Source organism: Sphaerotilus microaerophilus, assembly GCF_023734135.1.
GTDB lineage: Bacteria > Pseudomonadota > Gammaproteobacteria > Burkholderiales > Burkholderiaceae_C > Sphaerotilus > Sphaerotilus microaerophilus.
In genome coordinates this window covers 3,906,066-3,919,471 of the sequence record NZ_AP025730.1, presented here as the reverse complement: position 1 = coordinate 3,919,471, position 13,406 = coordinate 3,906,066, and the positions used below count along the sequence as shown (strand labels likewise).

The window sequence follows — 13,406 nt, the reverse complement described above, 5'->3', positions numbered from 1 at the left end:
ACGGGTCAGGCACTCGTCGTGGCACCTCGATGCGCATTGCGCACCCACGCCTCGCCCACGGCCACGACGGCGTTGGCGTAGACCAGCGGCACGGCGCTGCCATCGATCTCGGCCACGCCGGGCTTGGGGCCGGGCAGCAGCAGCCAGGCGCAGGGCGTCTGGCCGGGGCGGCCAGCGGTCTGCTCCAGCTCGGTGAGCAGGCTCAGGTGGCCGTAGCGCGCCAGCAGGCCGGCGTTGACCACCAGCAGCGGCGCCGGGCTGGCCAGCAGGGCCTGGCGCAGGGCCGGCACGCAGCGCTGCACCAGGCGCAGCAGGTTGGTCCAGTCGCGCGTGCCGGGCACGGTGGCGTCGGCGCGCAGCACGGTGGCCCAGTCGACCTTGAGCGAGGCGGCCTGGGCGCGCAGCTCGCGCAGCAGCAGGGCGTCGATGCTCAGCCTCTGCACGGCACCAGCCGGCGCGCCAAAGCGGTGCAGCAGCTCGGCCTCGGCATGGCGGGCCAGGCGGGGCTCCACGGTCAGCGTGAGCAGGCCGCCCTGGTGCAGCTGCTGCTGCAGGCGGCGCTCCAGGGCCTGGGCGTCGAGCAGGTGGGCGTCCGGCGGGGCGTCGCTGTCGCGGGGCAGTCGGCCGAGCTGGGTGGCGCGGCGGCTCAGGAAGGTGGTGGTGCCGGCGCTGGCGCCCGCGTCGATCTGCTGGCGGCTGTAGCGCTGCTCGGCCTCGCTCCAGGCCAGTGGGGCGCCCACGGCTTCCAGCAGGCGGTCGAGCTGGGGCCGGCCGGGCAGGGGCTCGGCATCCGGGTAGCGGCCGCGCACGCGGTCGCGCAGCTGGGCCTCGGTGAGCGTCACGCCCACCAGTGCGTTGACCGACTGGCGCAGGGCCTGCAGCGCCGGCATGCCGCGCGGGTAGATCTCCTGCCGGGCCGACAGCGCGGCGTGGCGCGAGGCATTGGTGGCCAGGCGCAGCAGCCGGGGCGCGCTCAGGGCCGGGATGGCGGGAAGGCCGGCCTCGGGTGCACCCTCGGCGCCGTCCTGGCCGGGGGCGCTCACCTGCTCCAGCGCCAGCAGGGCGCGCTCGGGCGGCAGCAGCGGGTCGGCCAGCGCGCAGGTGTCGGCGGCCTGGCCCAGGCGGCGGGCGTAGTCGGCCCAGGGCGCGGCGGTGGCGATCAGCGGCTCGGGGCTGTGTGCGCTGCCGGCGTGGGCCTCGAAGCGGGGCTTCTCGGTGGCCGCGTCGGTCTCCACCGCGGCGCGCAGCACGGCGCAGGCCAGGCGCAGGCGCTGGGCGTCGTCCTGTTCGGCACAGCCGCGCAGCGCCAGCAGGGCCAGCGCGCCTTCGCGCAGGGTCATCACCTGGCCCTGGGTGGCGAGCAGCTCGGCCACGTCCTGGCGCAGCGCGGTCAGCGCGGGCTTCTTCAGCCAGGCCTTGCGGGCACGGCCGATGGCCTCGACGACGGTGCTGCGGTCCACGCCCGCAGCGCGGGCGGCGTCGCCCGGGGTGGGCCAGGTTCCGGCCGGGATCTCGTCCTCCAGGCCCAGGTAGACCGCCAGGGCAGCGTCCTCGGGCCGGTCGTCGCCGGCAGGGCGCTTGGGGATCAGCAGGTTGGCGAGCTCGTTGACGGCCAGGGGCAGGGCCGTGCCCGGGCGGCCGTCGGCCTGCGCCTCGTCGCCATCGCCGGTCTCGTGCAGGCTGCCGCGGCCGTGGGTCAGGTCCGGGCGCAGGCGGGCCAGGTCCTTGGCCTTGAGGCGGATCTCGCGGCGCAGCTTGTCGCCCACGCCGCGCAGGTAGCGAAAGCGGATGCGGTCGACCGCCAGCAGTTCCTCGGCGTTGTGGATGCCCATGCGGTCGAGCACGTCGATGGCCTCCGGGCCGTAGCCCAGCTCGGCCATGGTGGTCTGGGCGGTGACGGTGGGCGCCAGCGCCTCGAAGCCCTGTGGCCCCACCGGGTGGGCGGTGGCGGTGCTGCCTGCGCTGGCGGCGCGCTCGAAGACGGCGCGCCAGGCGCGCAGCAGTTCCTCGGCGTTGTCGTGCCGGTCAGTGGCGGCGCGGGCCAGGGCCTTGGTGAAGAAGGTGGTCAGCGGGGCCTGCGCGGCCGCCGGGAAGAGATCGGCCTCCAACGTGACGTCGGCGTCGGTGAGCTCGGCGGCGGTCTGGCCGTCGCCCCAGCGCGGCAGGCGGCCCACGGCCATCTCGTAGAGCGTGACGGCGGCGGCAAAGCGCTCGGCGTGCAGGTCCCAGCGCTTCTGGGCGCGCAGGCCAAGGAAAGGGTCCAGGTAGGGCGGCGTGCCGGCCTTGAGGTTGTCAGCCGGCGTGCGGGTGAGCGAGAAGTCGAACAGCACCAGCGTCAGGCGGCCGCTGCGGTTCTTGGCGATGCCGATGTTGTCGGGCTTGATGTCGCGGTGCACCACCGCGTTCTCTTCGAGCAGGCGCACGGCGTCGAGCAGCTCTTCGCCCCAGCGCTGCAGCATGTCCAGCGACAGGCGCCCTTCGGCCTTGATGCGCTGGGCCAGGGTCTGCTCACCCGCGCTCTTGAGCAGCAGCGCGGTGCGCCCGGCCACGGCGGTGCAGCCGCGCAGTTCCACGATGTTGGGGTGGCGCAGCTTGCCCAGGGCCTCGGCCTCGGCCTGCAGGTTGTCGTTGTGCGCGGCGTCCACCGCGACCTTGAGCACCAGATCCTCGTCATTGCCGTCCGCGCGCACCAGCAGCGCGTCGCTGGACGAGCCGCGGCCCAGGCGCTTGACGACGGTGTAGCCGCCCTCGAGGCGGTCACCGGTGTTGGCCTGGCTGGGGTCGACGGTGGTTTCCGGGTCGGGGGTGGTGAGCTCGTCCTCGACCACGTCGAGCTGCTCGAGGAAGTCCTGGATCGAGCCGTAGCGGCCCAGCACGTCGGGGCTGGTGGCGAACTGCACCAGCTCCTGCAGGGCTGGCGTGCAGCCGTCCATGGCATCGGACAGGCGCAGGCCCTGGCTGTGGCGCAACTTGTCGTCGCGCTCCAGCGTGGAGGTGGCAGGCGCCTGGCCGCTGAAGATCAGCCAGGTCAGGCAGCCCAGCGAGAAGACGTCCATCTCGGCGCCATGGGCGGGGTCGGCGCGGGTGGTCTCGGGCGCCAGGTAGACGAGGCCGGGGTCCTCGACATAGGACTGCACATGCAGGGTGCCGGTGGTGCGGTGCTGGGTGGCCCCAGTGCTGGCCCCCTCGGCCTCGCGGGCGGCGGTCTGCCAGTTCATCAGCTGCACGCGCGGGGTGGCGGTCTCGATGTCGCGCACCAGCACGCTCTGCGGGCCGAGCGCGCGGTGGAAGAGCCGGCGCGAGTGGGCGTACTGCAGCACCTCGGCAATGCCGCGCACCAGCAGCAGGCGCTGGCTGGCGTTCAGGCGCTGGCCGTGGTCACGCATCAGGTGGTCCAGGCGCAGGGCGCGCGGGTCAAGGTCGAAGATCAGCGCCGGGCCGAGCTCGCTGTCCTTGTACTCGTTGCAGCGCAGGATACCGCTGTGGTCGATGCCCTCCAGCACCTTGAACTCGCGCTGGGCCTGACGCACCAGGTTCTGGCGCGCCTCGGGGCTGGCGGCATTGGCCAGGTTGTAGACGCGCACGCGCCGCTGCACGTCGATGCCGACGTGGCGGGCCTGCCACTCCTGGTAGCTGTCGCCGTCGGTGATGAGCTTGTCGAGCCGGTAGTCGCCCACCTGGCGGTGCTTGTTGGACGGGCGCACGCCGGCTTCGATCAGGCCCTTGCCCAGGGCCTTGACGGCGGCGGCATCGAGCGGCGCAGCGTTGATCTCGCCGCGCGGGCCATAGGTCAGGGCCGCGACGATGCCGTCGTCCGCCTCGTTTCCCGGGCGGCCGCGCAGGAACACGCCGCTGCGGGCATGGCCCTGCAGCCGGCAGGTCACCGTGGTGGACGACAGGAACACCAGCGGCGTGAAGAAGGGCATGCGCATCTTGGCCTTGACCACCGCGCTCTGGCGCTTGACCAGGCTGGCCAGGCGCTTGCACTTGCGGTCGGTCAGCAGCAGCGGGTTGTCGACCGAGCGGTCGCGCCCGTCCGTCGTCCAGGTCCAGGTGTGCGCATCCCCCGAGACGACGCCCGGGCGCGACTTGATCTCGACCACGAAGAGGCCGGCTGGCGAGAGGACCAGTGCGTCGACCTCGTTGACCTTGCCCTCGTCGTCGATGAACTCGAAGTTGGTCCAGACGTGCCAGGGCTCGCGGTCGGGCAGCTGGGCGCGCAGCCACTCCAGCGCCTCCCGCTCCCACGGGAAGCTGGAGGGCGCGATGACGTGCCAGCGGTTCGTGCCGAGGGTCATGACGGGATCTCCCTGCTGGCGGCGCCGGTGTCGCCAGCGTCCGCGATGTACTCGAACAAGTCCCCGACACCGCAGCCCAGCAGGCGGCACAGCGCTTCGACATGAGGCAGCTCCACCCGCGTGGCCCGGTTCTGGACCAGGGCGGTGATGGTGCTACGGTTCAGTCCGGTGGCACGAGCCACGTCCGCCACGCGCAACCGCTCACGCGCCATCAGGCGCGCCAGGTGGCACTGCATCATCGATCCGGTCTCCTTGAACAGGCGGCTAGGGTCGGGGTGCTGCGCAGGATAACAAAGTCACGCCGCCGAACTCCCCCCGGAACGTGTGCTTGTTCACTCTGAACCGATGATGTGGATCGATGTGATCGAGGTCACCTGACAACTGCTGGGACAACGCCTGCAGCGAGAGCTTGTTCGGCTCGCTGAAAGTGGAGCGCCTGCACGGCCAACGCTTCAAGTGCCGGCGCCAGGCCAAGGACGATGTCGTGGCCTGGATGCTCTGGTACAACCGGACCCGACTGCACTCGGCACTGGCCTACGTCAGCCCGATGCAGTTCGAAGCAAACTGGCTCGCCGGCCCCCCGGCCGGCCCGTGCGTAGTCCAGCTATGGGATACGGAATCCAGGGGCAAGGTCAGATAGGTGCGAGCGACTCAAACAGGCGTAAGGGCGCCCGCAGCCGGCCGATCCCAGAATTCCTCTTACATCCGCCGTTACATCGCAACCAGAAAGCACAACGGGTCAGCACCTTGTGAGTGCTAACCCGTTGATTTCATTGGTGCGGTGAAAGGAATCGCATCTATATGCTAATACATTGATTTTAAACAGATAGTTTATCGATCGAGTCAGGATGTGCCCCCAAATGTGCCCCCACGTTTTTTGCGGCCCTTGGCGTTTGTGATCGGTTGAGATGGCTCGGTTGAAAGGTTCGCTTGAGATCTGGGGTGCGTAGCAACCTTGCAACATTCCGGAGTGGTTGTGTCCCTGGCCTCCTGGGAATGCTTTTCTTGCGGTACAGGTTGATTGGAACCGCGATCAGTGCTTCACCGCTTGAACCGCCTCAACACCTTCTCCGCCACATCCCCCACCTCGCTGGCCGACGCCCTGGCATCGTCAGTCACCTGTTGCCCGACCTGACCCATGAGTGACTGGTCCCTTGTTGCAGTGACCGCGGAGGCGGAAGACACCTTCCCGGCCACCTGCTCCTTCAGCGCTGCGGCGCGCCTCTCAAATTCTGCGCGGCCTCCTTTGACCGGGGCCGCCTGCGCACCCGGCACGGCCGGGGTCACCCAAGACCTGCCGGCCACCTCCGCGTCGTTCGACACCCTGGCCCGTTCGACCACACCCCCCGCCTCTGACGCCGGGCCGGTCCGTCCCGCTCCTGCTCGCCACTCCTCGAACGAACTCGGCAAGGCCGCCCCTTCCAGCCCCTGTCGATTCGGCGGCAGCCCCCGGCGCGCCAGTTCCGCATCCATCAGCGCCTGAGCGGAGGCACTGCTACCGCCATAGGCCTCGGCATAGCGCAGGAACATCGCCAGGTTGTGCGGGTCCTGCGCGATGTCGATCGAGATCGACTCACCGCGTTCGTGGGCGCTGGACAGCCGCTCGGCCCGCTGCCGGCGCTCGGTGTAGCTGGACTCCGCCTTCTCGGCCTGCGCGGTGGTGGTGGCCAGCCGGGAGGCCAGCTCCCGGCCCTCGCGGCTGTCAGAGCCGATCAGCTCCACCAGGCTGCGGTCGCGCGACACCCGCTCCCCGAACTGCCGGAACTCCGCCAGCTGCTCACTGCTCATCGCCCCCAGCACCTTCTGCTCCTCGCTGCTGAGTGCGGCCTGGTAGCGCTTGCCCGCATCCGCCTGAAGCTTGCCGCCGCTGCCCAGGATCGACAGCCCCAACGCTGCCCGCACACCAAACGCGATCTGCGCCACCTGCGATTGAGACACCCCCGTGCGCTCCGACACCGTGCGGCTGATCTGATCCAGCCGATTCAGCGTGCTGCCGAGCTGCTCGAAGCGGCTGGCAGTCGACGCCGTGCTCTGGCTGTTCGACTTCAACTGATTCACCCCGCGCGAGAAAGCCTCCGTCAAAGCCGCCGACCGCTCCCGGTTCAGGGACGTGGCCTCGGCCTGCGCCGCATCGGCCTGCCGGCTGGCCTCACTGACCTCCTGCGCGGACACCCGCATCGACACCACCCGCGACGCAAAGCCCTGGTTGCGCAGCAGGCTCACCGCGCTGCGCCCGGTCAGCGTATTCGCCGAGAACGTGTTGCCGCTGCGATCGTCCTGCCAATGGCTCATGAAAGCCGAACTGCGGTTGGGGGCCAGCTGGGCCTGATCCATCGACACATTGCCCAGCCCCAGGTTGCCTGCTGCCGCGCCGCCAGTGGCCGCCGACAGCGTGCCCTGCAGGCCGCCCAGGCCCCCCACCAAGGCGCTGCCCATGCCCTCCAGCCGCTTCACCAACGCCCAGGCCAGCAGCGGCACCGCCAGCGCCAGGTGGCCCGCCACCGCTTCGCCGGAGATGGCTCGGTTGTAGATAGTCGACGCCGTGCGCAACGACAGGGTCCGAGCCCCGGAGCCCAGATCGGCCGCGGCTGCCAGATCGTGCGCCGCGTAGATCGATGCCATGTAGTTCAGCACCGCAAACAGCGGCGGCCACAGCTGGATCCACACCATCACCAGAGCGTAGCCCTTGAGCAGCAGCAGCGCGTCCCGACCGCTGGACAGCAGCAGCATCAGCACCAGCAGAGGAAACAGCGCAAAGCTCAGCGCCTCCACCACATTGCGCAGCACCGGCAGCGCCTGCTCGGCCAGCTTGCCTTGATTGATCCAGGTCGCGTTCTGCTGCGCAGTGGCCTGTGCCCGCCCCACCGCCAGGGCCATCGCGGCCGGATCGTTGATCTTCTGGCCCACCAACTGACCGGTGTCCTCGATGGCATTGAGCAGCGCGTTCTGGCGGATCAAGTCGGCCGCCGTCTGCGCTGCATCGGCAATGCCGTTCTTCAGGTAGGCCTGCTGCACCTGCCCGGCGATCACCGCAGCGGCTGCACTGGCCGGCAGCGTAGGGTGCAGCGTCAACGCCAGCCCCGCCTGCAGTCGGCCCACCTGCACCGGCAGCCGGGCGTTGAGATTCGCATAGGCATCGGTGCAGGTCACCACAGAGGCTGCGCCGCTGCTCAACGTCGTGAAACGTGCCGGGTTGGGGGTGGACATCAGCGCCCAGACGTCGCCGGCTGCGCTGAAGGCCGCCGGGTCGAGGGTGCCGTCCAGCAGGTCGTAGCTGGTGCAGTTGTGGATGAACTGGATCAGGTCGGTCCGAAAGTTCGGATCCTGGAACACCAGCGTGCCGGCCTCGCGGATCAGCCGGTTCCCGAACATCAGCCCGTGGCGTTCGTAGCTCAACTCCGCAGGCAGGGCCCCTGTGCCCGGGATCACCTGAAACGCCGTCTCGAACAAGCCGGTGAGGGTGTGGCCGATGGTGCTGGTCAGGCTGCCCAGCGCAGCCACCCCGAAGGGCACGTTGTCCACCACCTTGACGGCGCTGCCGCCGGTGCGGTCCACGATGCCCAGCGTCACGCGGGGCAGCACCAGCACCCCGTAGACCAGCACCACCGTGGCCAGCCACTTCCAGCCTTGCAGCTTCTCCGGTGCAAAGGCATAGGCCAGCAGCGCGGCCGCGAAGCCGCAGAAGGCCACCGCCGCCAGCGCTGCGGCATAGTCGCCCGAGGCATGGATGGCCGCTGCCGCGTTGAATACACCGAACAGGCTGTCGGCGTTCTGGTAGGCATAGATCTCCCACATGGCCACCCACCTTGCAGGATCTCAGCGCGCCATCAGCGCTGCGCGGTGCCCGAGCAGGTCCATCACATGCTGCGGCATGCTCGATCGCAGCTGCCGCTCCAGCTGCTCCAGGTGGCTGGCCACCGCGCGGTAGGAGCCCACCTTCTGGTACAGCAGGTTCTTCTCCTGCGACAGCTGCAGCAGCATGGCCTGGCTGCGCTGGCGGATCTGCTGGGCGCGCTCACGCTGGCCCTGCTGCAGCAGGAAATCCTTGTCCAGCGCCGCCATCCCCAGGCGCAGGTTGCGCTCCAGGAACACATAGGCGTAGTCCGCAGCAATCAGGTCGCGGTACTGGGCAATCAGGCTGTCCGCCAGGCCCGATCCGGGGATCGACGAGCCCACCGACAACATCTTGTAGACCGGTTCGGTGGTCTGGTTCACGAAGCCCAGTTCGGCCGAGTTGTTCGGGATGGCCGTGCGCGTGGCGATCTTTTCCGCGATCGAGCGCATCAGCGTCTCCACCTTCACCGTGAAGGGGGTGTGGCTGTAGGTGGTGTCCAGCGTGACGACATCGCAGTCGCTGTAGTTGTTGCAGCGCAGCAGGTGCTGCGACACCCCGGAGCCGGAGCTGTCGCCCTGGCCGTAGAGCAACTGGCTGATCGAGGTCAGCGTGGGCGCGATCGGCTCCGGATCCCGGGCGGCCTCCTCCGGATGGAAGATCACCGTGCCCACCAGGCTCATGATCAACTCGCGCTCCGCATCGTCGAGCTGATTGCTGGCGTGCTGCAGCGCCTTCCAGGTCAGGTTGCCGACAAAGGGCGCGCGGTTGCGCAGGTTCGGGTCCGACGAGCGCCGGGCCGAGGCCAGGATGCTCGGGCGGTCGGAGGCACAGCGGCGCCTTGCGGCGTCGCGGTCCGTCTCCATCCCCATCTCGATGGCCAGGTCCGCGCAGGTCTCCTGCGAGCTGAACCCGGTGGCGTCCGCTGCCGAGCTGACGATGGCCTTGGCCGTTTCGCAGGAGCTGATGCGTGCGTTGTTGATCCAGGTCTCCAGCCCCTTGGCCCACTTCGTCAGGCCGCCCAGCATGGGTGACACCGACTCCAGCGCCAGCTGAAACGCAATGCCCGGCAAGGCCGCGGTGATGTTGCGCAGCATGTTCTTGAATTCGTCGGACGAGATGTGCGAGAACGAGCCTGCAAACACGTCGATGCCGCCGCATCCCCCCTTGGCACTGGGAAACTGCACGGCAGCCAATTGGTAGACCTTGTTGGGCGTGCGCATGAAGAAGCTGCCGCCGGTGTAGGTGTTGAAGGCCTGCCCCCGAAAAGCCCCTGGTGCCGTCACATTGCCCACCGCCCCGAGCTGGCGGAACATCGTGTCCACCTCGCGGTTGAGGTCCCCCGCAAAGGCCAGCGGATGCGGCAGGGCCAGCGCCAGCGCGATCACCGCGCAGCCACTTCGACGACTCAACACAGACAGGCGGGTCATGGCTTGATTCCCCAGGTCGGGCCCGGCAGGGCCGCGGTGGTGGTCAGATCGCTGCGAAATGGCGCAACGCTCGCCGCACCAGGTGGTGCACCACCTGGTGCACCACCTGGTGCACCACCCACCGCGCCGACCGGCGGTCCTTCGGCCAGGCTGCCCAGGCGCTCCAGCAGTTGCGCCTGCGACAGCACCCCGAAGCCGATTGGCGTGATGCGCCCAGCCCCCGGCTGGGCCAGGTACAGCGCCGGCACCTGGCTGACCTGCAGCGCCCGGGCGATGCCGTTGTCCACGCGCGGCTGCGGGTACTGCGGCAGTGCGCCGCCGTCCACACTGACAGCCTCCACCCGCAGCCCATGCTGCCCGGCAAACGCCGCCAGCACCGGCGCCATCGCATGGCAGTAGGGGCAGTCGCTGCGGAAGAAAAACAGCAGCACATGGTCGCGCGCCAGCGCCGCTACCGCCCGGCTGCGCGAGCGCGCCTGCTGCTGGTCGTAGACCTCCAGCGCCAGCGCGTTCACCGGCCGGCCCTGCAGACTGGGGTCCAACTCCGACTGCATCCAGGCCACCCGCCGGGCCACATCCGCAAAGGCCGAGGCCCGTGCCACCACCTGCGACTCCAGCGTCATGTAGCGCCGCACATTGGCCTCGCTGGGCTGAACGATGGCGATCTGCCGCAGCTCCTCCAACGCCTTCTGCAGGCGCTCGAACTCCAGCAGCTCCGGTGCCCGGGGTGGGGGCGTGACTGACGCTCGATCAGAGGCAGGAGAGGCCGAAGCCGCAGAGGCTGGCCGGGCCACAGGGCGCGGTGCCGGCTCTTCCGGCAGTTCGTAGAAATGCCAGCCGCGCCAGGCATCGGACCAATAGCCGCTGCCCTGCGCCTGGCAGGGCAGGGCGCAGCTCGCCAATGCAATGACCAGCAGGGATTCCAGGGCAGGCACACCCGACATGGCGTCTCACTCCAGCGACCGGGGCGGCTGCCCGTCGCGGCAGAAGTTGATGCAGAAGGCCAGCGACCGCGGCCCCGCCAGGTCGGCTCCCGGCAGGCGCACCCCTTCTTGCCGGAAGGTGACCTGCAGGCGCCGGCAGCCCGGCTGCGAGAAGTGGCGCAGCGTGACCACATCGACCAGGACCGGTGCCGAGGTCTGGAAGTGCTGGGCGAGGCTGCGCGCAGAGTCGCCCACCAGCACACCCTGGGCGCGCCCATCGGCCGCATCAAGGGCCCGCAGCATCAGCGGCCGAGCATCCTCCACGGCCAGCCGGCTGCCGGTGGCGGGAGCCGGGCTTGCGGCCAGCAGGAGACCCAACCCCAGCAGGGGAGACACCGGCTTCATGGGCAACTCCCCTGTCCGTAGTAGCAGCTGGGCGCCCGGCTGCCCACCCGGCTCTGCAGGGCGGCGGCGTCCGGCAGCGTGGGCACCAGGGAGGCGTAGAACTCCGACAGGTCCATGGCGGCAAAGTCCAGCGCCTGCAGTTGCGCCACCGTGAAACCCGAGCAGTCGGGTGAGCGCACATCGCCCCAGCCCTTGCCGAGCTGTTGGCGGCCCTGCTCGTTGATGATGCGGGCCAGCCTGGAGTTGAAGCAGCACTTGGAGGTGGTCCGTTCGGTGCAGGACACACAGCTGCCCAGCACCCTCAGGCAGGTGGAGCACCAGTCGCCCACGCTGTGGCAGAGCCCGGCGCCTTCCTTCATCGCCAGACGGGCTTCGTCCTCGTTGCAGGAGGTCAGCGACAGCGCGGCGTAGAACACCGCTGCCACCGCCAGCGTCCAGGGGTCGAAGGCAACCACCACACTCTCGCCGGAGTACAGCGCCACCGAGCCGGCTGGCAGGGCTGCCCCGTTGACCGCCACCGTGATGCCATAGCTGCTGAAACTGCCCACAAACCCCTGGCCCATCAGCAACGCCTGCAGGCCCTGCTGCACAAAGCGCTGGTTGCCGGGGTTCATCAGCAGGTCGTAGACCAGCCGGGATCCCATGCCCAGCACCGCCAGGTTGTGCATCGAGCCGCCGCGGGTGTCTGCGCTGCAGCAGTTCGTGAAAAGGCGATCGCGGCAGCGGTTGCCCTCGCCGCGGAACACCTCCATGCGGTCGGTGTCCAGGTAGACCCCGGCCTGCCGGCCAGCCTCCAGCATCGTGATGCTGCGCGCGAAGTCCGCATCGGCCGGGGCGGCGGTGTCGAAGCAGTTGCCGTTCAGGCAGAAGGTCTGCGTCGGGCAACCGCTGGCGCTGGTCACCGTCTCCGCGGGTCGGGGGCAGGAGAAGCGCTCTTCGACCATCCGGCAGGCGCCGGTGGCCGGATCACTTTGGAGGCAGCTGGAGCCCTGCGGCGTGCAGCCGGCCGCCACGAGTTCAGCACAGGGGTCGGCCGGCACCCACCCGGCGCAGGTCAGGCTGCGGCTGTACTCCCAGCAGTCCCGGGTGACCGGCGCGCCGTCGATCAATTGGGTGGCCGGGCCGTGGGTGCAGACCTCCGCCGACGTGGGCGAGGCCGTGCAGCGTCCTCCTGCTGCCAGGTTGGGGCATTGATCGTCCCAGCGGTCGGTCTCCGTCACCGTGGAGCGGGCCGCCTCGTAGGACAGCTGCAGGGTGGGGATGGGGCCGAACAGCGGGTTGACCGCCCAGCCCACCACGCTGCGGCTGCTGGCCGGGGTCCAGTACAGGCTTGCCAGGCTGCCCGAGGTGTCCGCGCCGGTGTAGGGCGTCCAGCCGGAGGAAGGGGCAAAACAGCGCTGCGGGTCCAGGCGGGTGCTGCTGCAGCCGTTGTCTCCCGCACAGGTCATGGCCTGGATGAGGTCACCACCCTGGGTGCCCGCCGGGCAGGCGGAGTAGGTGGGAAGGAAGGGTTCGACGCTGGTGCAGGACAACACCGACTCATTGCCGCCGATGCAGGTCTCGCGCCGCTCCGGGGCGATCTGCGCGGTCAGGGTGCAGACCGGGCCGCTGCAGGCGGAGTCGGACACCCAGACCCCTTCACGGATCGGCTGCCCGTCGATCGCTGAGAGGCTGCTGCCGAGCACGGCCACTAGTGCAGTGAAGGGCGTCGGCCGCGTCAGGTCCACATCAAAGAAGGCCAGCGGGCTGCCGCCCTGCGTCACCCGAAAGCGCTGTGCCGTCAGCGGCCGGTCCGGCAGGCACTGCGCATCCAGCCCGGCTGAGCCGGAGCCGGCGTGGGCAAACCAGTCGCCCGGGGTGCAACTGCTGCTGCGGGTGACGGCAACGCTGAGTTGACGGCTGCAGCGCAGGCTGCCGGGTTCAGAGGAGCGCAGGCAGCTGCGTGGCTCGACGCGTGCGGGCAGGGCGGTGGCGCTGGTGCTGCAGCCGCTGTAGTAGGCCGACAGATCGCCCAGCTGGGACGAAGGAGACCGGTTGATCGCCCGCGCAGCCGCAACGGACGGGTCATCCACCGCCAGGCCCGGGCGGGCGGTGTTGGCCGAGGCCTGGGCCCCCAGCAAGGCCTGGCACACCGGGTCCTGGGGCGTGCTGGCGCAGGCTGCCAGAAGGCTGTTGCCCTGCGCTGCCAGGTTGGGCTGGCGGTAGAAGCTGCGCTCGCCCGGGCTGCTGGTGAAGCCCGGCACCGCGGCTGAAGCGCCCGGGGTGGTGATGCCACCGCGGATGACCGGGTTGGCGGCACGCCCCGCCGCCAGGCCTTCGTCATGTGGGCCGGCCAGGCTGGTGGTCTGGGTGATCAGCAGGCTGCTGACTGCGATGAATGCGACAAGGCGGCGCAGCGCGGTGCTGCGGGTCGTCGATGGCGGGAGGCTGGCGGTGGACGGGGTGGTGGGCACGCCTCATCGTGGGTCGTCGGCGGGGCGGTGTCTCGGGGAAAGGGGTGGGAGGTGAGGGGGGTATC

Annotated in this window: 7 protein-coding genes and 1 pseudogene; 1 reads left to right on the top strand and 7 read right to left on the bottom strand. The window is 69.9% G+C overall.

What is annotated here, in order from left to right; genetic code table 11:
• Nucleotides 1–5: 5 nt before the first annotated feature.
• Both pglW and NGK70_RS16690 read right to left on the bottom strand, forming a co-directional pair.
• On the bottom strand, nt 6–4,298 hold the full coding sequence (gene pglW, locus NGK70_RS16695) for a BREX system serine/threonine kinase PglW (protein WP_251969627.1): 4,293 nt from the start codon (nt 4,296–4,298) through the stop codon (nt 6–8).
• On the bottom strand, nt 4,295–4,537 hold the full coding sequence (locus NGK70_RS16690; RefSeq protein ID WP_251969626.1) for a helix-turn-helix domain-containing protein: 243 nt from the start codon (nt 4,535–4,537) through the stop codon (nt 4,295–4,297). The genes pglW and NGK70_RS16690 overlap by 4 nt, the downstream gene beginning before the upstream one ends.
• 140 nt (nt 4,538–4,677) lie before the next feature.
• On the opposite strand from NGK70_RS16690, the pseudogene NGK70_RS16685 reads away from it, so the two are divergent.
• Nucleotides 4,678–4,938, top strand: a pseudogene (locus NGK70_RS16685) (IS3 family transposase); the annotation flags it as partial.
• 401 nt (nt 4,939–5,339) lie between these two features.
• On the opposite strand, the gene NGK70_RS16680 reads toward NGK70_RS16685, so the two are convergent.
• Genes NGK70_RS16680 through traN form a run of 5 tightly spaced genes read right to left on the bottom strand, consistent with a single transcriptional unit; the run spans nt 5,340 to nt 13,341 of the window.
• Nucleotides 5,340–8,093, bottom strand: coding sequence for a conjugal transfer protein TraG N-terminal domain-containing protein (locus NGK70_RS16680; RefSeq protein ID WP_251969625.1), 2,754 nt, complete (start codon nt 8,091–8,093; stop codon nt 5,340–5,342).
• Nucleotides 8,094–8,114: 21 nt separating this feature from the next.
• Nucleotides 8,115–9,560 (bottom strand): conjugal transfer protein TraH, encoded by a 1,446-nt coding sequence (locus NGK70_RS16675; protein ID WP_251969624.1) that lies wholly within the window; start codon nt 9,558–9,560, stop codon nt 8,115–8,117.
• Entirely contained in the window at nt 9,557–10,504 is a 948-nt protein-coding gene (gene traF, locus NGK70_RS16670; RefSeq protein WP_251969623.1) for a conjugal transfer protein TraF, read from the bottom strand. The genes NGK70_RS16675 and traF overlap by 4 nt, the downstream gene beginning before the upstream one ends.
• 6 nt (nt 10,505–10,510) lie before the next feature.
• Nucleotides 10,511–10,888, bottom strand: a complete 378-nt coding sequence (locus NGK70_RS16665) for a hypothetical protein (RefSeq protein WP_251969622.1) — start codon at nt 10,886–10,888, stop codon at nt 10,511–10,513.
• Entirely contained in the window at nt 10,885–13,341 is a 2,457-nt protein-coding gene (gene traN / locus NGK70_RS16660) for a type-F conjugative transfer system mating-pair stabilization protein TraN (protein WP_251969621.1), read from the bottom strand. The genes NGK70_RS16665 and traN overlap by 4 nt, the downstream gene beginning before the upstream one ends.
• Nucleotides 13,342–13,406 lie beyond the last annotated feature (65 nt).

Coding starts and splice junctions, on each gene's coding strand:
- pglW (WP_251969627.1), bottom strand. CDS start 4,298: ATGACCCTCGGCACGAACCGCTGGCACGTCATCGCGCCCTCCAGCTTC.
- NGK70_RS16690 (WP_251969626.1), bottom strand. CDS start 4,537: ATGATGCAGTGCCACCTGGCGCGCCTGATGGCGCGTGAGCGGTTGCGC.
- NGK70_RS16680 (WP_251969625.1), bottom strand. CDS start 8,093: ATGTGGGAGATCTATGCCTACCAGAACGCCGACAGCCTGTTCGGTGTA.
- NGK70_RS16675 (WP_251969624.1), bottom strand. CDS start 9,560: ATGACCCGCCTGTCTGTGTTGAGTCGTCGAAGTGGCTGCGCGGTGATC.
- traF (WP_251969623.1), bottom strand. CDS start 10,504: ATGTCGGGTGTGCCTGCCCTGGAATCCCTGCTGGTCATTGCATTGGCG.
- NGK70_RS16665 (WP_251969622.1), bottom strand. CDS start 10,888: ATGAAGCCGGTGTCTCCCCTGCTGGGGTTGGGTCTCCTGCTGGCCGCA.